Origin of the sequence: Variovorax ginsengisoli, from assembly GCF_030811835.1 — a bacterium.
In the GTDB taxonomy this organism is placed as follows: Bacteria; Pseudomonadota; Gammaproteobacteria; order Burkholderiales; family Burkholderiaceae_C; genus Variovorax; species Variovorax ginsengisoli_C.
Window position 1 is genome coordinate 345,096 of record NZ_JAUSRO010000003.1, and the last position, 22,634, is coordinate 367,729.

Genomic DNA, 22,634 nt, shown 5'->3' on the forward strand with positions numbered 1-22,634 from the left:
CCCACTGCAAGAAAAAAAGAACGACGAGAAAGGCACCGATGTCCGCTTCCACTCTCGAACTGCGCGTCGTCGAAGCCCGCACGCTCAACCCGCTGATCCGTCTGTTGCGGCTGCGCGCAGACGACAGCCGGCAACTGCCCGCCTATGCGGCCGGTGCGCATGTACGCGTTCGCGTACAGACCGGAGCCGACGACAGCGCGGTGGATTGGCGCCACTACTCGCTGGTGAATTTTTCGACCGCGCGCAACGCGACCCAGGTGCCTGTCGAGTATGTGATCGCGGTGCGCCTGGAGCCCGCGGGCCGCGGCGGATCGCGCTTCATGCACGAGCGCGTGCAGCAAGGCGACGTGCTCACGATCGAGATGCCGAAGAACGACTTTCCGCTGCACACCGGCCCGGGCGGCACGGTGCTGGTGGCCGGTGGCATCGGCGTGACGCCGCTCGCGACCATGGCCGCACGCCGCCGTGCAGAAGGTTTGCCTGTGCGCCTGCACTACGCCGGCCGCAGCCGCGACACCATGGCCTTCCTGCCGGAGCTCCAAGCCATGCTCGGCGACGACCTGCAGGTGCATGCTGACGCCGACGCCGGTGCGCCACTGGACATCGAAGCGCTGCTCGACGCCTGCCCGGCCGGCGACCGCCTGTACGTCTGCGGACCCAAGCCGATGCTCGACGCCGTGCTGGAAAAGACCCAGGCGCGCGGCTGGACGCACGACCGCGTGCACTTCGAACTCTTCAGCGCGCCGGTGGTGGAGGAGGGCGACCAGCCCTTCGAGGTCGAACTCGCCCAGTCGGGCCAGCGCTTCACCGTGCCGGCCCACCAGACCCTGCTCGACTGCCTGATCGAACACGGTTGCGACCCCATGTTCGACTGCAACCGCGGTGAATGCGGCGTATGTGCCGTGCCGGTGCTCGAAGGCGAGATCGACCATCGCGACTATGTACTGACCGCGCGTGAAAAGGCCCAGGGCAACGTGATGCAGATCTGCATTTCGCGCGCCAAGGGTGCGCGCCTCGTGCTCGACATGTGAAGCCCCGTCCACAGGAAGCTGCCATGACCGCCTACCGAGACAATCCCGATGCCGTGCGCGCGCTGGTCAAGGACGACCGCGTGCATCGCGACCTCTACACCAGTCCTGAAATCTTCGCGCTGGAGCAGGAGCACTTCTTCGGCAACACCTGGAACTACGTCGGCCACGAAAGCCAGATCCCGAAGTCCGGCGACTGGATCAGCAACGACATCGGCGGACGACCACTGATCATCGTGCGGCACGGCGACGGCTCGGTGCGGGCACTGATGAATCGCTGCGCGCACAAGGGATCGCGTCTGGTCAACGGACCTTGCGGCAACACCGGCAAGTTCTTTCGCTGCCCGTACCACGCGTGGACCTTCAAGACCGACGGGGCGCTGCTGGCCATCCCGCTGAAGAACGGCTACGAGGGCACGGCACTCGGTGAGTGCGAGGCGTCCCGCGGCCTCACTGCGCTACGCCACGTACGCAGCCATCGCGGCTTCATCTTCGTGAAGATCAACGATGCAGGGCCGGACTTCGAGACCTTCTTCGGCGATTCGTTGAGCTCGATCGACAACATGGCCGACCGCTCGCCCGAAGGCGAGCTGGAGATCGCCGGCGGCTGCCTGCGCTTCGTGCACCAGTGCAACTGGAAGATGTTCGTCGAAAACCTCAACGACACCATGCATCCGATGGTGGCGCACGAATCGTCGGCCGGCACCGCCAAGGCCATGTGGGCCGGCCAGCCCGCCGATGCGCCCAAGCCGATGGCCATCGAGCAGTTCGTGCCCTTCATGTCCGACTACAAGTTCTTCGAGGACATGGGCATCCGGACCTATGACAACGGCCACAGCTTCACCGGTGTGCACTTCAGCATCCATAGCAAATACGCGGCCATCCCCGCCTACGACGACGCCATGAAGGCGCGCTACGGCGAAGAGAAAACAGCCCAGATCCTGGGCATGGCGCGGCACAACACCGTGTACTACCCGAACCTCACCATCAAGGGGGCGATCCAGGCGATCCGCGTGGTCAAGCCCCTCGCGGTCGACCGCACGCTGGTGGAGAGCTGGACCTTCCGGCTCAAGGGCGCGCCACCCGAGCTGCTGCAGCGCACCACCATGTACAGCCGCCTCATCAATTCGCCTTTTTCGGTGGTCGGCCATGACGACCTGCAGGCCTACCGCGGCATGCAGGCCGGGCTGCTCGCCAGCGGCAACGAGTGGGTGAGCCTGCACCGCAACTTCGATGCGACCGAAGTCGCCGGCGGCGAGATCACGACCATCGGCACCAGCGAGCTGCCCATGCGCAACCAGTACCGGGCCTGGTCCCGCTACATGACGGAGACGATGTGATGGTCAACCCCACACCGACGACCACCGTGACGCGGCAGGACCTCATCGATTTCGTCGTGCACGAGGCGCACCTGCTTGACACGCGTCGCTATGAGGAATGGAACGCGCTGTTCGCCGACGATGCCTTCTACTGGGTGCCGCTCGTGCCTGACCAGGAGGACGGCATCAACCACACCTCGCACATGTACGAGGACAAGCTGCTGCGCGACCTGCGCATCGAGCGCCTCAAGAGCCCGCGCGCGTTCTCGCAGCAGCCCCGCAGCCGCTGCCACCACCTGCTGCAGGTGCCCGTGGTCGAGGTGCTGGACAACGCCGGCAACCGTTACGTGGTGCGCACGTCCTTCCACTACACCGAGTCGCAGGGCGACGAGATGCAGTTCTACGTCGGCTATTTCTTCCATCACCTCACGGTGCAGAACGGCGCGTTGCGCATCACGCTCAAGCGCGTCGATCTGCTCAACTGCGACGCGGCGCTGCCTGCGGTGCAGCTCTTCATCTAGGCGGCCCATGCACGCGACCGTTCATGACGTCTTCAGCAACAGCGCGGCGCGCACGCCCGACGCCGACTTCCTGTTCACCGAGTCGGTGACGGCAACGGCCTACGGCATCGAGGCCGGCGCGGTGCGCTGGGGCGAAGCCGCTGCCGAAGTCGAGCGCCTGCGCCTGGCCTACGCCCAGGCCGGGTACGGCCACGGCCACCGTGTCGGGCTGCTGCTGGAGAACAGGCCGGCTTTCCTCTTCCATTGGTTTGCGCTCAACGCACTGGGCGTGAGCGTGGTGCCGATCAACTCAGACATGCGTTCGGCGGAGCTGAGCTACCTGATCGGCCACAGCGAAATCGGCCTGGCCGTCACGTTGCCCGAACGCGCAGCCGACCTGCAGACCGCAGCGGCGCTCGCCGGCGCACCCCGCTTCGACACGCTCGACGCCAATGCCCGCGTCATCCCTCGTGCGACCACGCCGCCACCGCGAGCCAGGCAGCCCGTCGGCGCCGACACCGAATGCGCGCTGCTGTACACGTCGGGCACTACCGGGCGCCCCAAGGGCTGCATCCTGAGCAACACCTACTTCCTGCATGCGGGTGCATGGTACGCAGCACTCGATGGCGTGTGCAGCGTGCGGCCCGATGCGGAGCGCGTGATGACGCCGCTGCCGCTCACGCACATGAACGCGATGGCCTGCTCGACCATGGTGGTGTTGGTGGCCGGTGGCTGCCTGGTGCAGCTCGACCGCTTCCACCCCACGACCTGGCTGCAGAGCGCCCGCGAGAGCGGCGCGACCATCGTGCATTACCTGGGTGTGATGCCGGCCATGCTGCTGTCGGCTCCCGCAGCGCCGGCAGACCGCGACCATGCGATCCGCTGGGGCTTCGGCGCTGGCGTCGACCCCAAGCACCACGCCACCTTCGAAGCGCGCTTCGGATTTCCGCTGGTCGAAGCCTGGGCGATGACGGAGACCGGCGTGGCCGCGTGCATCATGGCCCACCGAGAACCGCGCCTGGTCGGCCAGAGCTGCTTCGGCCGGCAGGAGGACTTCGTCGAGGTGCAGGTGCTCGACGACCAGGGCCTGCCTGCCGCGGTCGGCATGCCCGGTGAGTTGCTGGTGCGCGCAGCCGGTGCCGAACCCCGGCACGCCTTCTTTTCGGGCTACCTCAAGGACGACGACGCCACGAGCGAAGCCTGGGCCGACGGTTGGTTCCACACCGGCGACCTGGTGCGGCGCGACGCCGATGGCAACTTCTTCTTCGTCGACCGCAAGAAGAACGTGATCCGCCGCAGTGGCGAGAACATCTCGGCCGTGGAAGTCGAGAGCGTCCTCAACCAGCATCCGGCCGTGAAGTCGGCGGCCGTGGCGGCAACACCCGATGCCGTGCGGGGCGACGAGGTGCTCGCCTGCATCGTGCTGCATGCGCCGCTTGATGCGGCTGCACAGGCTGAGATGGCGGCCAGCATCGTCGCGCATGCGCTCGACCAACTGGCCTACTACAAGGCGCCGGGCTACGTCGCCTTCATCGACGCGCTGCCGCTCACGCCGTCGCAGAAGATCCAGCGCGGGGAACTGCGCAGCATGGCGCAAACGCTGCCAGGCGCTGCGCATTGTGTCGACACGCGCGCACTCAAGAAACGGCAGGGCTGAATGAACGCTTGGCTCTCGACTCGATGCGCGTCGGCTCCCCAATGCGCCCCAACCATCGCGATGGAATCACAGGCATGACGACGACCCGACGCCGCCAGTCCTACGAAGGCGTGGCCGTGGCCGTGCCCGTGACCGTGCCGTACGAACGCTACTCGACACGAACCGCCCACTGGTTCCTCGGCCGGGCCGTCGACGCGCTGGTGCAGGGCAGCGGCCTGGACAAGGCGCAGATCGACGGCCTGTGCGTGAGCAGCTTCTCGCTCGCGCCCGACACCGCCGTCGGCCTGACGCAGCACCTGGGCCTGTCGCCACGCTGGCTGGACCATGTGCCCACCGGCGGTGCATCGGGCGTGATGTGCCTGCGCCGCGCGGCGCGTGCGGTGCAATCCGGCGACGCCGACGTGGTGGCCTGCGTGGCGGCCGACACCAACCATGTCGACTCGTTCCGCCAGACGCTGGGCAGCTTCAGCAACTTTTCGCGCGACGCAACCTATCCCTATGGCGCGGGCGGGCCGAACTCGGTGTTCGCTTTCATCACCGCGAACTACATGCGCACCTTCGGCGCGCGGCGCGAAGATTTCGGCCGCATCGCCGTCGACCAGCGCAGCAACGCGCTCAAGAACCCGCATGCGATGTTCAGCAAGCCGCTCACGCTCGACGCCTACATGGCCGCACGCCCGATCTCCGACCCGATCCACCTGTTCGACTGTGTCATGCCCTGCGCGGGCGGCGAGGCGTTCCTGGTGATGAGCGAAGAACGCGCCCGCGACCTGGGGCTGCGGCATGCGCTGATCCACGGTGCCATCGAACGCCACAACGCCTATGCCGACGACCCGATCATGGTGCGTGGTGGTTGGCGCGTGGACCGCGCAGACCTGTATGCGCAGGCCAGCGTGCAGCCTGCGGACATCGACTTCGTCCAGACCTACGACGACTACCCGGTGATCGTGATGATGCAGTTCGAGGACCTCGGCTTTTGTGAGAAAGGCGAAGGCCCGGCCTTCGTGCGCGCCCACACCATGACGCACGACGGCAGCTTCCCGAACAACACCAGTGGCGGCCAGCTCTCGGCCGGCCAGGCCGGCGCGGCGGGCGGCTTTCTCGGCATGACCGAAGCGCTGCGGCAGCTGACCGACGACGCTGGCGCGCGCGCCGTGCCCGGCGCGCAACTGGGCCTGGTGGCGGGCTTCGGCATGGTCACCTACGACCGCTGCCTGTGCACCGGCGCCGTGATCCTCGGCCGGGGGGAGGCGTTGTCATGACCATGCCGCTCATGCATCCGCCGCGCAAGAATCCGGTGCTCCGCACCCGGCAGATGAACCTGCCACCGTGGGCCCGTGGGCGCGTCGCGCTCGGCATCACGGCGGCGGCCGCCGAGGGCCGCTTCGAGCTGCAGGTCTGCGACGACTGCAGCGCCGTGCAATACCCGCCGCGCGAGGTCTGCCACCGTTGCCTGTCGGTGCGGTTGCGCTGGCGCGAACAGAGCGGGGAGGGAGCGCTGCTCGCCACCACCACCCTGCACCACAGCAACGACCTCTACTTCCGCGAGCGGCTGCCCTGGCGGCTCGGCCTGGTGCATCTGGACGCCGGGCCCACCCTCATGGTGCACATGCACGGCGAGGTCACTGAACCGGAGGCCGCCGAAGCCGCAAAGGTACCCACCCGGGTGCGCGTCGGTGCGCGGCTCGACCGCGCCGGGCAGGCCGTCCTCATTGGTTTTCCGAACGAAGGGAGCGTCCACATGGCCGACGACAAGATGCTGCGCGAAATGACCAGTGATCCGAAATTCCGAAAGGTGCTGGTGACCGATGGCAAGACCGGCGTCGGCCAGGCGCTGGTGCGCGCGCTGGTGAAGGCCGGTGCCGACATCGTGTGGGTCGGCCATGCCGAGCCCTGGAAGAAAACCGGCGGGCTCGACGACCTCTCGGCGCTGCCGCAGGTCACGCTGGTGCCGCTCGACCTGACGAACGGCCGCCAAGTGACCGAACTCGCGGGCTCGATCGGCGGCAAGGTCGACATCGTGATCAACAACGCCGAGGTGCATCGCACGTTCGGCATCGGTGCGCGGCGCGGCACCGATGCCGCGCGCGCCGAGATGGACATCAACTACTTCGGCCTGCTGCGCCTGGCGCAGGAGTTCGGCCCGGCGCTCAAGGGGCGCGCGGCCGACGGCGAAACGGGCGCAACGGCCTGGGTCAACCTGCTGTCGGTCTATGCACTGAGCAACTTTCCGCCGCACGGCACCTTCAGCGCATCGAAGGCCGCAGCGCTGTCGCTGTCGCAGTGCCTGCGCGCTGAAATGCGGCCCGCCGGCATCCGCGTGATCAACGTGTTTCCCGGGCCGATCGACGACGACTGGAACCAGCATGTGCCGCCGCCCAAGCTCGCACCCGAGACGCTCGCCAATGCGATCGTCAAGGCGCTGCGCGACGGGGTCGAGGACATCTACCCGGGCGACGTCGCGCAGGAATGGCTCGAGCGCTGGCGCGACAACCCGAAGGTGCTCGAACGCGAGCTGTCGCAGCCATGACGCGCCTTCCGCGGCATTCCTCGAACAGAGACAGGAGCTTGAGATGATGACGACCGACCTGATGTCCACCGCCGAGATCCTCGGCGGCCTGGTGGGCGCGCTGAGCAGCGGACGCATCCGCGTGATCGACCTCACGCAGACCCTCACGCCCGAGTTCCCGCAGATCGCTTTGCCGCCCGAGATGGGGCAGTGCTGGCCATTTCGCATCGAGGAGGTGTCGAAGTACGACGAGCGCGGACCGGGCTGGTATTGGAACAACTTCTCGTGCGGCGAGCACACGGGCACGCACTTCGATGCGCCGATCCACTGGATCTCCGGGCGCGATCTGCCGAACAACTCGGTCGACACCATCCCGGTGCAGAACTTCGTCGCACCGGCGTGCGTCATCGATTGCTCGGCCGAGGCCACGGCCGACCCGGACTACCTCCTCACGCTCGACGACATCCACGCCTATGAAGCTACGCATGGCCGCATTCCCAAGGGCGCCTGGGTGTTGATGCGCACCGACTGGTCCAAGCGGCAAGACCCTGAGGCCTACCAGAACTTCGACGAGACCGGCCAGCACACGCCCGGCCCCGGCACCGAGGCGGTGCGATTCCTGGTCGAGCAGCGCGACGTGCTGGGCTTCGGTTCCGAGGCCATCGGCACCGACGCCGGCCAGGGCTACCACCTGCGCCCACCGTACCCGTGCCACTACTACATGCACGGCGCCGGCCGCTACGGCCTTCAATGCCTGTGCAACCTCGACCTGCTGCCGCCCGCCGGTGCGGTGCTGATCTGCCCGCCGCTGAAGATCCAGAAGGGCAGTGGCAGCCCGTTGCGCGTCCTTGCACTGGTGGGAGGCGCGTAACGATGGCTGCCATGACTGGGAGCGCCGAAGGCCGACGACGCGTGGCGGCCGTCACCGGCGGCAGCGCCGGCATCGGCCAGGCCATTTGTGAAGACCTGCTGGCCAAGGGCTATGAAGTGGTGTCGCTGTCCCGCCGCAAGGCAGCCCTCGACCATCCCCGCCTGCACAGCATTGAGGTCGATCTCGGCGACCGCGAAGCCACCGCCGCAGCAGCGAGCGAGCTGGTGCGCCGCTTCGACGTCGATACGGTGGTGCACAACGCAGGTGTCATCCGGCCGGCTTTGCTGGCCGACGTGAAGCTGTCCGACCTCGACGCGCTGGTCGAACTGCACCTGGGCTGTGCCGTGCGGTTGGTGCAGGCCGCGTTGCCGCACATGCGGTCGCAGCGTTTCGGCCGCGTCGTGCTGATGTCGTCGCGCGCAGCGGTCGGCCTGGCCACGCGCACCGCCTATTCCGCAACCAAGGCCGGCATGCTGGGCATGGCGCGCACCTGGGCGCTCGAGCTCGCCGCCGACGGCATCACGGTGAACGTGGTGGCCCCGGGGCCCATCCGCACCGACATGTTCTACGACGTGGTGGAAGCGGGCAGCGACAAGGAACGTGCGTTGGCCGCGTCGGTCCCCGTCAAGCGCCTGGGTGAGTCGGCCGACGTGGCGCGTGCGGTGGGCTTTTTCGCCGACGCGGACAACGGCTTCGTCACGGGCCAGGTGCTGTATGTGTGCGGTGGCACCAGCGTAGGCAGCCTCGCGCTCTGATCCCGATGCCCCGCCTGCCACACACCCGCCGCATGCTGGCCCGTTTCTTGATGCTCAGCCTGCCTGACCGCTGCGGTGCGGGTGCCATCGATTCTCGACCTTGCCCTGTGCCGCAAGCCTCTTTGTTCCAACCCCGGAGTTTTGTCATGTCCTTCAAGCCTCTTCAGTCTCTCGTCGCACTGGCACTTGCCGCCGCCTTCGGGGCGCCCGTTCTCGCGCAGGTGAAGATCGGCGTGGTCACTTCGTCGACCGGTCCAACGGCGTTGGTCGGCATTCCGCAGAAGAACACGGTGCCGCTGCTGCCGACCAAGATCGGCGACATTACGGTCGAATACATCTCGCGCGACGACGCCAGCGATCCGACCAACTCGGTGACCGAGGTGAAGAAGCTCATCAGCGAGCAGAACATCGACGCGCTCATCGGCCCGAGCGGCTCACCCAATGCGATGGGCGTGATCCAGTTCGTGGCCGACGCCGGTGTGCCCATGCTCGCGCCCGTGGGCACGGCCGCGGTCGTGCTGCCGATGACGGAGCCCAAGAAATGGGTCTTCAAGACCACGCAGAACGACGACATCATCGCCAAGGCGCTGGTCGAGCAGATGGTCAAGGCCAAGGTCAAGACGCTGGGCCTGATTGCACTGAACGATCCGTATGGCGAGAACTGGGTCAAGGTGGTGGGCGAGCTCACGGCGCGCCACGGTATCAAGATCGTGGCGACCGAACGCTTCCTGCGCACCGACACCTCGGTGACGGCGCAGAGCCTGAAGGTGCTGTCGGCCAGCCCCGATGCGGTGCTCGTTGCGGCTGCGGGCGGTCCGACCGTACTGCCCCAGACCACGCTGGTCGACCAGGGCTACAAGGGCCAGATCTACCAGACGCACGGCGCCGCGCTGCCCGACTTCCTGCGTCTGGGCGGCAAGAAGGTCGAAGGCACCATCCTGGCGGCCAGCCTGATGCTGGTGCTGCCCGAGATCGCCGACAGCAACCCGTCCAAGAAAATGGCGATGGACTACATCGCCGCCTACGAGAAACTCAACGGCAGCAAGCCCGCGACCTTTGGCGCGAACGTGTACGACGCCGGTCTGCTGCTGCAGAAGGCGATTCCGATTGCCGCGCAAAAGGCCAAGCCAGGCACCAAGGAATTCCGCGCCGCGCTGCGCGACGCACTGGAACAAACCAAGGAGCTGGTGGCCACGCAGGGTGTCTACACGATGACGCCGGCCGACCACAGCGGCTTCGACGACCGGGGCCGCGAGCTCATCACGGTCAAGGACGGCGGCTGGAAGCTGCTGAAGTAACGGGCACGGAGCGCGCAACCGCATGAACCTCCAGATCGCAGTGCTCCTGGGCCAGGACGGCATCACCAACGGCGCCATCTATGCGCTGCTTGCGCTGTCGATCGTGCTGGTCTTCACGGTGACGCGCGTGCTCCTGATTCCCCAAGGTGAATTCGTTGCCTATGGCGCGCTGACCATGGCCGCGATCCAGGCCGGCCAGCCGAGTGCAGTGGTCTGGCTGCTGGTCGGGCTGTGCCTGGGTTCGGCCGCGGTCGACGTCGCGCAGCACCTGATGCGCAGCGAACGCGCGGTGCCGTTGCGATGGCTGTTCGCGGGCAAACTGGCCTACCCGGCGCTGATGGTGCTGCTGATGTACCGGTTGCCGCTGGCCACCCTGGCCATGCCGCTGCAGATCGCGTTCACGCTCGCGCTGCTGGTACCGATGGGGCCATTGCTGTACCGGCTGGTCTTCCAGCCGATCGCCGACGCGCCCGCGCTGGTGCTGCTGATCGTGTCGATTGCGCTGCATGTGTCCATGGTGGGCGTGGGCCTGCTGGTGTTCGGCCCGGGCGGCGCGAGCACCACGCCGCTGGTCGACGCCGTGCTGGAGATCGGCGGCGTTCGCATCAAGGCACAGACGCTGTGCGTCATTGCGGTGGCGCTCCTGCTGATCGGTGCGCTGTACCTCCTGTTCGGCCGAACGCTGTACGGCAAGGCTTTGCGCGCCGCGGCGATGAACCGCATGGGCGCCCGGCTCATGGGCATTTCACCGGTGTTCGCCGGCAAGGCGACCTTCTTCCTGGCTGCGCTGATCGGCGCGATGTCGGGCGTGCTCATCGCACCGATGACCACCATCTATTACGACTCGGGCTTCATCATCAGCCTGAAGGGCTTCGTGGGTTCGATTATCGGCGGCCTGGTGAGCTATCCGCTGGCCGCGGCGGGCGCCGTCGTCGTCGGCCTGATCGAGGCCTTCTCGGCCTTCTGGGCCAGCACATACAAGGAGATCATCGTGTTCACGCTGATCATTCCGGTGCTGCTGTGGCTGTCACTGACCAGCAAGCATGTGGAGGACGAGGAATGAAGGCGCCTGTCGTGCCGATGGCGCTCGTCGTCTTCGTGCTCCTGCTCTGTGTGGCGCCGCTGGTGGTGCCGCCGTTCTACGTCACGCTGTTGAACTACATCGGGCTGTACGGACTGGTTGCCCTCGGGCTGCTCCTGCTCACGGGCGTGGGCGGGCTCACCAGTTTCGGCCAGGCGGCCTTCGTGGGCGTGGGTGCGTACACCACGGCGGCACTGTCGACCGGTGTCATCGCGTTGCCTGCGGCGCTGTCGTGGATGCAGCATTCGCCTTGGATCGCACTGCTCGCCGGCCTGCTGCTCACCCTGGGCGTGGCCATGGTGCTGGGCGCGCTCACGCTGCGGCTGTCGGGCCACTATCTGCCGCTGGGCACCATTGCCTGGGGTCTGAGCCTGTACTACCTGTTCGGCACCTTCGATCGCCTGGGGGGCCAGACCGGGTTGTCTGGCATTCCGCCGATCGCGCTGTTCGGCCATCCGCTGCAGACCGCCAACGAGATGTACTACCTGATCTGGGCGTTCGTGCTGGTTGCCGCGCTCACCACGCAGAACCTGCTCGACTCGCGCCAGGGCAGGGCGATCCGTGCGCTGCGCGGCGGCGTCGTCATGGCGGAGGCGATGGGCGTGAACACTTCGCGTTCGCGCATGGTGATCTTCGTCATCGCCGCGTTGCAAGCCTGTGCGTCCGGCTGGCTGTACGCCCACCTCCAGCGCTTCGTGAACCCGTCGCCCTTCAGCCTGCAGTACGGCATCGACTACCTGTTCATGGCCGTCGTCGGCGGTGCCGGCCAGGTGTGGGGTGCCCTGCTGGGCGCAGGCGTGATCACCGTGCTCAAGCAATGGTTGCAGGACCTGCTGCCCGGCCTGCTGGGCCGCACCGGCAATTTCGAGATGATCGTCTTCGGTGCACTGCTGATCCTGCTGCTGCAGCGTTCGCGTACCGGGCTGTGGGGCGTGCTGACGCGTTGGCTGCCCGGACCGAAGAAGCGCCGGCCTGCGGGTGCACGGGCCTTGTCGACAGCCATTGAGCCGCTGCCGCGGCGTGCCATGCTGCCGCGCGGGCAAGTCGTCCTGGAGGCGCGCGCCGTCACGCGACGCTTCGGCGGCCTGGTGGCCAACAACGCGATGGACCTGACCGTGCATGCCGGAGAAATCCTCGCGCTGATCGGCCCGAATGGCGCGGGCAAGAGCACCATGTTCAACCAGTTGTCGGGCGTGGACACGCCGACCTCCGGACAGGTGCTGTTCCAGGGCGCGCCGATCACCGGCCGCGGCTCGCGCGCCATTGCGCGGCTGGGCCTGAGCCGGAGCTTTCAGCACGTGCGGCTGCTGCCCGAAATGAGTGTGCTGGAGAACGTGGCCATCGGCGCGCACCTGCGCGGACGGCGCGGCGTGCTGGCTTCGGCCTGGCGGCTCGACCGCGCCGAAGAAGCCCGCCTGATGGCAGAGGCCGCGCATCAGGTTCGGCGCGTGGGCCTGGAAGCGCACATGTTCGACGACGCAGGCTCACTGGCCCTGGGCCAGCAGCGCACGCTGGAGATCGCCCGTGCGCTTGCCAGCGATCCGAGCCTGCTGTTGCTCGACGAACCCGCCGCCGGCCTGCGCCTGCAGGAGAAGGTCGCGCTGGCCGAACTGCTGCGCAAGCTGCGCGACGAAGGCATGGCGATTCTGCTGGTGGAGCACGACATGGACTTCGTGATGGGACTGGTGGACCGCGTGGTCGTCATGGATTTCGGCCAGAAGATTGCCGAGGGGCTGCCCGACGAGGTGCAGAAGAACCCGGCGGTGCTCGAAGCTTATCTGGGCGGGGTGGACGCATGAGCGACAAGGTGCTTGAAGTGCGCGACCTGACCGTGTCGTACGGCAAGGTCGACGCGTTGGTGAAGGCGAACATTGAGGTCCGCACCGGCCACATCGTGACCGTGATCGGACCGAACGGTGCGGGCAAGACGACGCTGCTCTCCGCCGTGATGGGCGTGTTGCCATCGCGTGGCGAGATCGTGCTCGACGGCACGGTGCATCGTTCGCCCCAGGTCGAGCAGATGGTGCGCGCCGGCATGACGCTGGTGCCCGAGAAGCGCGAGCTCTTTGCGGGCATGAGCGTGCAGGACAACCTGCTGCTGGGTGCTTTCGACCGCCACCGGCGCGGGCTGCGCGACAGCCTGCAGACGCTCGACGAGGTCTACATGCTCTTTCCGCGGTTGCAGGAGCGCCGTGAGCAACTTGCCGGCACGCTGTCGGGTGGCGAGCGCCAGATGCTCGCCATCGGCCGCGCGCTCATGGCCAGGCCACGCCTGCTGATGCTCGACGAGCCCAGCCTGGGCCTGGCGCCCCTCATCGTGCGCGAGATCTTCCGCATCATCGCGGCGCTGCGCGCGCGCGGCGTGTCGATCCTCCTGGTCGAGCAGAACGCGCGGGCCGCGTTGCAGGTGGCCGACCATGCCTATGTGCTGGAAACCGGCGCGATCACGATACAGGGCCCCGCGGCGGAACTGGCGCGAGACCCGCGCGTGGTGGAGGCTTACCTCGGCCTGGCCGGCAAGCACCAGGACCGCCTGGCCGGATGAAGGCCACGCACTGACCCGGCCCCGAACACTTCGTCCCCTTGCGCCCAATTGCTTGACACCTCAATTTTTCAAATCTCATACACCAACCGAAGGATGTCCATGAAGCCCTTGAACCGCACCGCCATTGCACTGGGTCTCGCGCTGGGCCTGACCGCGGGCCTGTCGGCCGCCGCCAGCGCCGCCGACCTGAAGATCGGGTTCATCAGTTCGCTCTCCGGGCCCGTCTCGGCATTGGGCATTCCCTACGAGAAAGGCATCCGGGCCGCCATCGCCGAGAACCCGTCACTGGCCGGTCACAAGGTGCAGCTGATCGTGCTCGATGACGCGTCGGACCCGACCACCGCCGGCCGCAATGCACGCAAGCTCGTGGTGGAAGACAAGGTCGACGTGCTGATCGGCACCTCGGGCGTGCCGGGCGCCATGGCGATCGCGGCCGTTGCCAAGGAACTGAACGTGCCCCTGATTTCGCCGACGCCGGTGACCATCCCCGGCGGCGCCGATACCTGGACGGTGACTGTGTCGCAGTCCTTCCCGTTGATGGTGTCGGCCGTGGTCGAGCGCATGCAGAAGGCCGGCGTGAAGACGGTGGCCTTCATCGGCTTCTCCGATGCCCTGGGTGACCTGGCCTACGACTCGCTCAAGAAGAGTGCCGACGCGGTCGGCATCAAGATCGTGGCCAACGAACGCTATGCGCGCGCCGACGCCTCGGTCACGGGACAGGTACTCAAGATCGCGGCGCTGCGGCCCGATGCGGTGTTCGCAGGCAACTCCGGCACACCGGGTGCGCTGCCTTACCTGGCGCTGGCCGAGCGTGGTTACAAAGGCCAGCTCTACGGCACGCACGGCCTGATCAACGCCGACTTCGTGCGTGTGGGCGGTACGTCCATCGACGGCCTGCAGGTGCCCAGCGGTCCGGTGCTGGTGGCCGACCAACTGCCGGCGGACAACCCGATCCGCGCGGTGTCGATGAACTTCCGCAGCGCCTACCAGAAGGCCAACGGCGCGATGCCGAACGATGCCTTCTCGTCGTACACCTACGACTCGTACCTGTTGCTTGGCGATGCCGCCAAGCGCGCCAAGGGAGAGCCGGGCACGCCGGCCTACCGTACGGCCTTGCGCGACGCGATCATGAGCACCAAGGAGCTGGTGGGCACGCACGGCGTCTACAACTTCAAGGTCGACGATCGCTACGGGTCGGACAAGCGCGCGGTCGTCATGGTCAAGATGGAAAAGGGTCAGTGGAAGCTGGCGCCCTAGCATGGGCCACTGACATGACCACCTACCGCGACCACCCCGAAGCCGTCGCCGCACTGGTCGAGAACGATCGCGTCCACCGCGACCTCTACCTCAGCGACGAACTGTTCGCGCTCGAACAGGAGCGCCTGTTCGCCAACAGCTGGCTCTACGCAGGCCACGCCAGCCAGGTGCCGAACGCGGGCGACTACTGGGCGCTCGACCTCGCAGGCAAGCCGGTGATGCTGGTAAGGCAGGCCGACAGCCGGGTGCGCGTTTTCTACAACCGCTGCGCCCACAAGGGCAGTCGCCTGGTGACCGACGAAAGCGGCAACGCCGGCAAGTTCTTCCGCTGCCCTTACCACGCGTGGACCTACAAGCTGGACGGTGCGCCGCTCGCCATGCCGCTCAAGAGCGGCTACGAGGGCACGCGTCTGGCCGAGTGCGAATCGGGCCAGGGCCTGGTCGAGGTCAGGAACACGGTGGTCTACCGCGACTTCGTGTTCGTGCGCCTGGCCGAGGAGGGCGTCGACTTCGACAGCTACTTCGGCGACGTCAAGCAGGCCATCGACAACATGGTCGACCGCTCGCCCGAAGGCCGCCTCACCGTGGGTGGCGGCGTGTTGCGCAGCATCGTCCATTGCAACTGGAAGATGTACCTGGAGAACATCAACGACACGGTGCATCCGATGTCCACGCACGAATCGGCCACGCAGGCTGCCAAGTCGGTGTGGCAGGCGCAGGGGCGGGATGCCGATGCGCCCAAGCCGATGGCCATGGAGCAGATCCTGCCCTTCGGCGCGGGCTACGACTTCTTCGACAGGATGGGCGCACGTGTGTTCGCCAATGGCCACAGCATCCTGGGCATCCACTTCAGCATCCATTCGAACTATGCGCAGCTGCCCGCGTACGAGGCCGCGATGCGCAAGGCACACGGCGAGGCGCGCGCGGCCGACATCCTGGAGCGCTCGCCGCAGAACGCGGTGTTCTATCCGAGCCTGTCGGTCAAGGGCTCGCCGCAAGCCATCCGCGTGATCCGGCCGCTGGCTGCCGACCGAACGCTCATCGAAGCCTGGAGCTTTCGCGCGGCCGGCGCGCCGGAAGTGATGTTCCAGCGCGCCATGACCTACAACCGTCTGGTGTTCTCGCCCATGTCGGTGGTCGCGCACGACGACCTGCATCTGTTCGAGAGCATGCAGCGCGGCCTGCATGCCGATGGCAACGACTGGGTCAGCCTGCACCGCGACTTCGACCCGGCCGAGCTCGGCCAGGGCACGGTCACCACCAACGGCACCAATGAACTGTTGATGCGCAACCAGTTCCGTGCGTGGGCGCGCTTCATGGCGCCCGGCACCTCCCTTTCACTCAACCCCCGAGGAGTTACGACATGAAGCACCTGATCCCGACCTTGACGCGCGGCGCGCTGACAGCGGCGCTGGCCGTCGCAGTGGCGACCACGGCACTGGCTGCCGACCTCAAGGTCGGCCTCAGCACCTCGCTGTCCGGCCCGAACTCCTCGATCGGCATTCCCTACGCCAAGGGCATGCAGGCCGCACTCGCGTACAAGGGCGAACTCAACGGGGTGAAGATCCAGCTGATCGTGCTGGACGACGGTTCGGACCCGACCGCCTCCGGTCGCAATGCGCGCAAGCTGGTCGAAGAAGAGAAGGTGGACGTGCTCATGGGCACCTCGGGCGCGCCGTCGGCGGTGGCCATTGCGCAGGTCGGCCGCGAGAGCAAGACGCCGATGATCGCGGTCACGCCCATCTCATGGGACCCGGTCGAGAACCCCTGGGCCGTGACCGTGGCGCAGCCCACGCAGCTCATGGTCGATGCGGTGGTCGAGCGCATGAAACGCAATGGCGTCAAGACGGTCGGCTACATCGGCTTTTCCGACGTGTGGGGCGACCTGGTCTACGACGCGCTCATGAAGGCCGCGCCCGCCGCCGGCATCAAGGTCACCACCAATGAACGCTACGCACGCGGCGACTCGTCGGTGACCGGGCAAATCCTGAAGATCGTCGCCACGCGGCCCGACGCCGTGATGACCGGCGGTGCCGGCACGCCGGGTGCGTTGCCCTTCCTGGCACTGGCAGAGCGCGGATTCAAGGGCGGCGTATACGGGCAGCACGGTCTCATCAACCCCGATTTCGTGCGGGTCGCGGGTGCTTCGGCACAGGGTTCGCTGATGCCCACGGGGCCGGTGATCGTGGCCGAACAGCTGCCCGACGGCAGCCCCACCAAGAAGATCGCACTGGACTTCCGCGCGGTCTACCAGAAGGTGAACAACGCGCCGACCACCGACGCGTTCTCGGCCTATTCCTTCGATGCCTGGCTGGTGTTCCTCGATGCCGCGGCGCGCGCCATGCCCAAGGCTGCGCCCGGCACGCCGGAGTTCCGCGTCGCGTTGCGCGATGCGATCCTGAGCACCAAGGAAGTGGTGGGCACGCATGGCGTCTACAACTTCAAGCCCGGCGCGCTCTACGGCGTGGACGAGCGCGCACGCGTGATCGTCAAGCTCGACAACGGCCAGTGGAAGCTCGCACCTTGACCCGGCGCCCAAACAGCACGCGCGCGAGGAGGGTGCTCCGATGAGCTGGGATGTCGCCCTCATCCTCGCCATGGACGGGCTGGCCAATGGCTCCGTCTACCTGCTCGCCGGCCTGGGCCTGGTACTGATCTTCTCGGTCACGCGCGTGGTCTTCGTGCCCTTCGGCGACGTGGCCGCCTTCTCGGCGCTCACGCTCGCGGCCTTCCAGACGGGCCGCGTGCCGCCGACCATCGGCCTGGTGATGGTGCTCGCTGCGCTGGCCACGGCCACCGAACTCGTCAGTCTGTGGCGCCGTGGCGAGTTGCGGCGCATGCCGCACGCATTGCTCGCATGGGGCGTGCTGCCGCTGGTGCCCTGCCTCCTTGCATGGTTGACGGCGCGGCCGGGCATGCCTGCAGTGGTGCAGATCCTGGTCACGCTGCTGCTGATCGTGCCGATCACGCCGCTCCTGGCGCGCGTGGTGTACCAGCCGATCGCCGATGCGTCCGTGCTGGTGCTGCTGATCGTTTCGCTCGCGCTGCACTTCCTGCTGTCGGGGCTGGGGCTGCTGTTCTTCGGTCCGGAGGGGTCGCGCACCGAGCCACTGGCCAGCGGCGTCTTCACGCTCGGTGAAAGCTTCGTGGTGAGCGGGCAGGTGCTGCTGATGGTGGGCTCTGCCATCGTGCTGAGCGGGCTGTTCTTCCTGGTCTTCGAACGCACCGTGGCCGGCAAGGCGCTGCGTGCGACGGCGGTCAACCGCGTGGGTGCACGGCTGGTCGGCATCCGGCCGGCACGCACCGCCCTGATGGCCTACGGCAGTGCGTCGCTGCTCGCGGGGCTGATCGGCGTGCTGATCGGGCCGGTGACCACCATGTACTACGACTCGGGCTTCATCATCGGGCTGAAGGCCTTCGTCGCCGCCATCATCGGCGGGCTGGTGAGCTATCCCATCACGGCCCTTGGCGCGCTGGCCGTGGGCCTGGTGGAGAGCTTTGCGTCGTTCTGGAGTGGCGCACTGAAGGATGTGATCGTCTTCAGCCTGCTGATTCCGGTGCTGATGCTGCGCTCCTACCTCTCGCGCCATGAAGAGGAAGAACAGGACGAGGTCGACGAATGATGACACCGCGCAACCGCATGTTCCTGGCCGCAGCCATCGTGCTCCTGCTCGCGCTGGTGCCCCAGGTGGCCGGCAACTTCACCGTGTCGCTGCTCAATGACGTCGGCATCGGCGCCTTGGTCGCGCTGGGGCTGGTGCTCTTCACCGGCATCGGCGGCGCGACCTCCTTCGGGCAGGCTGCCTTTGTCGGCATTGCGGCCTATGCCAGTGCCTGGCTCACCACCACGCAGGGCATGTCGCCATGGATCGGCCTGGTCTTCGCGCTCGCCCTCACGGGACTTTCGGCGCTCGCCATCGGCATGCTCACGCTGCGGCTGGGCGGGCACTTCCTGTCGCTCAGCACCATCGCCTGGGGCCTGTCGATCGCGATGCTGTTCGGCAACGTCGAGGCGCTCGGGCGTCACACGGGGCTGTCGAACATTCCGCCGTTGCGCATCGCAGGTTGGTCTCTGGCCGAGCCGCGCGCCATCTACTACCTGATCTGGGGGCTGGTCGGGCTGGCGTTCCTGTTCAGCCGCAACCTGCTGAGCTCGCGGCCCGGCCGTGCCATTCGCGGGTTGCGCGGCGGCGCGACGTTGCTGGCCAGCGTCGGGGCCGACGCCTACCGCGTACGGCTGACGCTGTTCGTGACCGCAGCGCTGTTCGCAGGCCTGGCGGGCTGGCTCTATGCGCACATGAACCGCTTCGTGAGCCCGTCGCCTTTCGACGTGCGCGCGAGCATCGAGTACCTGCTGATGGCCGTGGCCGGCGGGCTGGGCCAGCTGGTGGGTGCGCTGGTGGGCGCGGCACTGGTGCTGATGCTCAAGAACGGCCTGCAGGACGTGCTGCCGCTCCTCACGCAGCGCGCGGGCCAACTCGAAGCCGTCGCGTTCGCGGCTGCGTTCATCCTGCTGCTGCACTTTGCGCGCGGTGGCCTGATGGGCTTCGTGCGGCGCTGGACGCGGGGCCGCTGGGCAGCGCGGCCGGCCGCGGCGCCGGCCCAGCCGGTGACCCCGTTGCCGCAGCGCACGCTGCCCGCGCGTGGCACGCCGATCCTGTCGGTGAAAGGCGCCGTCAAGCGCTTTGGCGGCCTCGTCGCCGTCAACGAGGTGAGCTTCGACGTGAATGCGGGCGAGATCATGGGCCTGATCGGGCCCAACGGCGCAGGCAAGTCGACCATGTTCAACCTGCTGACCTGCACCATGCCGATGACCTCGGGCCAGGTTCGCTTCATGGACCGCGACATCGCCGGACTGCCGCAGCGCGAGGTGGCGCGGCTGGGGTTGGCGCGGACCTTCCAGCACGTCAAGCTGCGCCCCCACATGAGCCTGCTCGACAACGTGGCGCTGGGTGCCTATGCGCGCACCGGCGCCGGCGTGCTCAAGGCGGGCCTGCGGCTGGACCGCGCCGAAGAGCAGCAGGTGTTGCAGGAGGCGCAACGCCAGCTCGACCGCATCGGCCTGGGCGATCGCTCGCACGAAATGGCCGGCAGCCTGCCGCTGGGCACCCAGCGCATTCTGGAAATCGCGCGCGCGCTGGCGGCCGACCCCGTGCTGCTGGTGCTCGATGAACCCGCCGCGGGCCTGCGCCGCAAGGAAAAGATGGCGCTCGGCGAGCTGCTGCGCAAGCTGCAGGGGGAGGGCGTGACCATCCTCATCGTCGAACACGACATGGACTTCGTGATGAAACTGGTGGACCGCCTCGTGGTGATGAATTTCGGCTCCAAGCTGGTCGAAGGCGTGCCAGCCGTGGTGCGCGCCGACGAGCGCGTGCAGGCGGCTTACCTGGGGAGCGTCGTATGACAGCGATGCTCGAGATCAGTGATCTGCACGTGTCCTACGGCCAGGTCGACGCTGTGCGCGGCGTGTCGCTCGACCTGCGGCATGGCCAGATCATCTCGGTGATCGGCCCCAACGGGGCAGGCAAGACCACGCTGCTGGCCGCGGCCATGGGCCTGCTGCCCAGCAAGGGCACCCTGCGCTTCGAGGGCGAGGACCTGCACGGCCTGGACGTCGAATCGCGGGTGGAGCGCGGCCTGTGCCTGGTGCCGGAGAAGCGTGAGCTCTTCGGCGAGCTCACCGTGCTCGACAACCTGCAACTGGGCGCCTATGCCAAGCGCCCACGCGGCGATGCAATGAAGCGCCTGCTGCAGTCGGTGTACGACCGCTTTCCGCGGCTGGCCGAAAGACGCAAGCAGCGCGCCGATACGCTCTCGGGCGGGGAGCGCCAGATGCTCGCCGTCGGTCGCGCGCTGATGTCGTCGCCACGCCTCCTGATGCTTGACGAACCGAGCCTGGGCCTGGCACCGCTGATCGTGCGGGACATCCTGAGCATCGTTCGCACGCTGCGCAACGACGGCGTGTCGATCCTGCTGGTCGAGCAGAACGCGCGTGCGGCACTGGAGAGTTCGGACCATGGCTACGTGCTGGAGACGGGCGAGATCGCACTGTCGGGCGCCTCGCACGATCTGGCCGAAGACCCTCGTGTGCAGGCGACCTACCTGGGCGGCGGTACGCATGACGACGACTGAGCCTGCCGCGCTGGCCATGGCGCATGCCCCTCTGGCGCACGTCCCCCTGGCACAGCGCACGCTGCCTTCGATGTTGCAGCGACAGGCGGCCGTGTATGGCGAGCGTCCGCTGCTGCGTGTGGCGGGCCACCAATGGTTGCACCGCGATGCGGCCCGCGTTGCAGGCGCGCGCGCAGCGACGCTGGCCGAGGCCGGCATCGTCCGCGGCGACCGGGTTGCGCTCATGACCGGTAACGGCATCGAGTTCCTGGATGTGTTCCTGGGGAGTGCTTGGCACGGTGCGGTGGTGGTGCCGATCAACACCGCGTCCATGGGCCCGCAGATCGGCTATTTCCTCGGCAACAGCGCCGCCCGTCTGCTGGTGATCGCGGCCGAATGGCTGCCGCGGTTGGCCGACGTCGACTGGACCGGCAGCCCCTTGCAGACCGTCTGGATCATCGGGCCGTGGGACGGCACCGTGCCCGCCGGGCTGGCCACCCTTGTGCAGTTCGCGCGTGTGCAGGCGTTGCCGTCAGCCGCCTCTGCCGGAGCGCCCGCCGCCGTCGACGCGGCGCCCGTGCAACCCGGCGACCCGCTGGCCATCCTCTACACCTCGGGCACGACCGGGCCCGCCAAGGGTGTGATCTGCCCTCATGCGCAGTACCACGGCTGGGGCGCGAACAGCGCAGCGGTGCTCGGCGTGGGGGCCGACGATGTGCTTTGCACCACGCTGCCCCTGTTCCATATCAATGCGCTCAACACCTTCGCGCAGGCAGCGCTCACCGGCTGCGAGGTGGTCTTCGAGTCGCGCTTCTCGGCCTCAGGCTTCTGGCCTTCGATGCGCGCCAATGGGGCGACCGTGGTCTACCTGCTCGGCGCGATGGTGCCGATCCTGTTGGCACAACCGCCGGGGGAGGGCGAGCGCGATCACCGGGTACGGGCAGGGCTCGGACCGGGCGTGCCGCAGGCCGCCGCACGCGACTTCCTCGAACGCACCGGTGTGCGGTTGCTCGAAGGCTATGGCTCGACCGAAACCAATTTTGTGATTGCCACCGCACCCGATTCCCCGCGGGGCGGCGTGATGGGTTGGCTGCGACCGGGCTTCGATGCACGCGTGGCCGACGAAGACGACGCCGCGCTGCCCGACGGCGAAGCCGGAGAACTGCTGCTGCGCGCGGACGAACCCTACGCCTTTGCCAGCGGTTACTTTGGCATGCCCGACAAGACGGTCGAAGCGTGGCGCAACCTGTGGTTCCATACCGGCGACCGCGTGGTACGCGACCCCGATGGCGCCTTCCGCTTCATCGACCGCATCAAGGACGCGATCCGGCGCCGCGGCGAGAACATCTCGTCCTTCGAGGTCGAGCAGGTGCTGCTGAGCCATCCTGGCGTGGCGTCCTGCGCCGTGTACCCGGTGCGCTCCGAACTGGCCGAAGATGAAGTCATGGCCAGCGTCGTGGTCCGGCATGTCGGCGCGTTCGATGCCGACGCCTTGCTCGACTTCTGCGCCGCGCGGCTACCGTACTTCGCCGTGCCGCGCTACCTGGACGTGGTCGCCGCACTGCCGTGCACCGAAAACGGCAAGGTGCAGAAGTACAAGCTGCGTGAGCGCGGTGTGACGGCGACGACCCACGAACGCCGACCCGCGCAGCGTGCAGCCGCGCCGCGTCCGGCTGCCACCTGAAGCCGAAGCTTGCACCATG

General features: G+C 67.5%; 19 protein-coding genes. All 19 read left to right on the forward strand.

The window, feature by feature from the left end; genetic code table 11:
* The first annotated feature begins 38 nt into the window (after window positions 1-38).
* The 19 genes from J2W36_RS05865 (at window position 39) to J2W36_RS05955 (ending at window position 22,615) form a co-directional block, all read left to right on the forward strand.
* Entirely contained in the window at window positions 39-1,031 is a 993-nt protein-coding gene (locus J2W36_RS05865; protein ID WP_307688744.1) for a PDR/VanB family oxidoreductase, read from the forward strand.
* A 23-nt stretch (window positions 1,032-1,054) separates the two neighbouring features.
* Window positions 1,055-2,368 carry an aromatic ring-hydroxylating dioxygenase subunit alpha gene (locus tag J2W36_RS05870; protein ID WP_307688745.1) on the forward strand — a complete coding sequence of 438 codons (1,314 nt, stop codon included), beginning with the start codon at window positions 1,055-1,057 and terminating at the stop codon, window positions 2,366-2,368.
* The gene (locus J2W36_RS05875) at window positions 2,368-2,868 is read left to right on the forward strand and encodes an aromatic-ring-hydroxylating dioxygenase subunit beta (protein WP_307688746.1); all 501 of its coding nucleotides are present in this window, start codon (window positions 2,368-2,370) and stop codon (window positions 2,866-2,868) included. Before J2W36_RS05870 ends, J2W36_RS05875 begins: the two co-directional genes overlap by 1 nt.
* Window positions 2,869-2,875: 7 nt before the next feature.
* Window positions 2,876-4,504 carry an AMP-binding protein gene (locus tag J2W36_RS05880; protein WP_307688747.1) on the forward strand — a complete coding sequence of 543 codons (1,629 nt, stop codon included), beginning with the start codon at window positions 2,876-2,878 and terminating at the stop codon, window positions 4,502-4,504.
* A 74-nt stretch (window positions 4,505-4,578) separates the two neighbouring features.
* On the forward strand, window positions 4,579-5,766 hold the full coding sequence (locus J2W36_RS05885) for a thiolase family protein (protein ID WP_307688748.1): 1,188 nt from the start codon (window positions 4,579-4,581) through the stop codon (window positions 5,764-5,766).
* Window positions 5,763-7,034, forward strand: coding sequence for an SDR family NAD(P)-dependent oxidoreductase (locus tag J2W36_RS05890; protein ID WP_307688749.1), 1,272 nt, complete (start codon window positions 5,763-5,765; stop codon window positions 7,032-7,034). The genes J2W36_RS05885 and J2W36_RS05890 overlap by 4 nt, the downstream gene beginning before the upstream one ends.
* A 43-nt stretch (window positions 7,035-7,077) precedes the next feature.
* Window positions 7,078-7,884 (forward strand): cyclase family protein, encoded by an 807-nt coding sequence (locus J2W36_RS05895; protein ID WP_370869265.1) that lies wholly within the window; start codon window positions 7,078-7,080, stop codon window positions 7,882-7,884.
* Window positions 7,885-7,886: 2 nt separating this feature from the next.
* On the forward strand, window positions 7,887-8,639 hold the full coding sequence (locus J2W36_RS05900; protein WP_370869266.1) for an SDR family NAD(P)-dependent oxidoreductase: 753 nt from the start codon (window positions 7,887-7,889) through the stop codon (window positions 8,637-8,639).
* A gap of 146 nt (window positions 8,640-8,785) precedes the next feature.
* The gene (locus J2W36_RS05905; protein WP_307688750.1) at window positions 8,786-9,937 is read left to right on the forward strand and encodes an ABC transporter substrate-binding protein; all 1,152 of its coding nucleotides are present in this window, start codon (window positions 8,786-8,788) and stop codon (window positions 9,935-9,937) included.
* A gap of 22 nt (window positions 9,938-9,959) precedes the next feature.
* A complete protein-coding gene (locus J2W36_RS05910; RefSeq protein WP_307688751.1) occupies window positions 9,960-11,000 on the forward strand; it encodes a branched-chain amino acid ABC transporter permease in 1,041 nt (346 codons plus the stop codon).
* Entirely contained in the window at window positions 10,997-12,817 is a 1,821-nt protein-coding gene (locus J2W36_RS05915) for a branched-chain amino acid ABC transporter ATP-binding protein/permease (RefSeq protein WP_307688752.1), read from the forward strand. Before J2W36_RS05910 ends, J2W36_RS05915 begins: the two co-directional genes overlap by 4 nt.
* Window positions 12,814-13,563 (forward strand): ABC transporter ATP-binding protein, encoded by a 750-nt coding sequence (locus J2W36_RS05920; protein WP_307688753.1) that lies wholly within the window; start codon window positions 12,814-12,816, stop codon window positions 13,561-13,563. Before J2W36_RS05915 ends, J2W36_RS05920 begins: the two co-directional genes overlap by 4 nt.
* Window positions 13,564-13,662: 99 nt before the next feature.
* The gene (locus J2W36_RS05925) at window positions 13,663-14,820 is read left to right on the forward strand and encodes an ABC transporter substrate-binding protein (protein ID WP_307688754.1); all 1,158 of its coding nucleotides are present in this window, start codon (window positions 13,663-13,665) and stop codon (window positions 14,818-14,820) included.
* 14 nt (window positions 14,821-14,834) lie between these two features.
* Entirely contained in the window at window positions 14,835-16,187 is a 1,353-nt protein-coding gene (locus J2W36_RS05930; RefSeq protein WP_307688755.1) for an aromatic ring-hydroxylating dioxygenase subunit alpha, read from the forward strand.
* Window positions 16,184-17,347 carry an ABC transporter substrate-binding protein gene (locus J2W36_RS05935; protein ID WP_307688756.1) on the forward strand — a complete coding sequence of 388 codons (1,164 nt, stop codon included), beginning with the start codon at window positions 16,184-16,186 and terminating at the stop codon, window positions 17,345-17,347. Before J2W36_RS05930 ends, J2W36_RS05935 begins: the two co-directional genes overlap by 4 nt.
* A 40-nt stretch (window positions 17,348-17,387) precedes the next feature.
* Complete coding sequence (locus tag J2W36_RS05940; RefSeq protein ID WP_307688757.1) at window positions 17,388-18,443, forward strand: branched-chain amino acid ABC transporter permease; 1,056 nt, start codon at window positions 17,388-17,390, stop codon at window positions 18,441-18,443.
* Window positions 18,440-20,224, forward strand: coding sequence for a branched-chain amino acid ABC transporter ATP-binding protein/permease (locus J2W36_RS05945; RefSeq protein ID WP_370869267.1), 1,785 nt, complete (start codon window positions 18,440-18,442; stop codon window positions 20,222-20,224). The genes J2W36_RS05940 and J2W36_RS05945 overlap by 4 nt, the downstream gene beginning before the upstream one ends.
* A complete protein-coding gene (locus J2W36_RS05950; protein WP_307688758.1) occupies window positions 20,221-20,952 on the forward strand; it encodes an ABC transporter ATP-binding protein in 732 nt (243 codons plus the stop codon). Before J2W36_RS05945 ends, J2W36_RS05950 begins: the two co-directional genes overlap by 4 nt.
* Entirely contained in the window at window positions 20,939-22,615 is a 1,677-nt protein-coding gene (locus tag J2W36_RS05955) for an ATP-dependent acyl-CoA ligase (RefSeq protein WP_370869268.1), read from the forward strand. Before J2W36_RS05950 ends, J2W36_RS05955 begins: the two co-directional genes overlap by 14 nt.
* Window positions 22,616-22,634 lie beyond the last annotated feature (19 nt).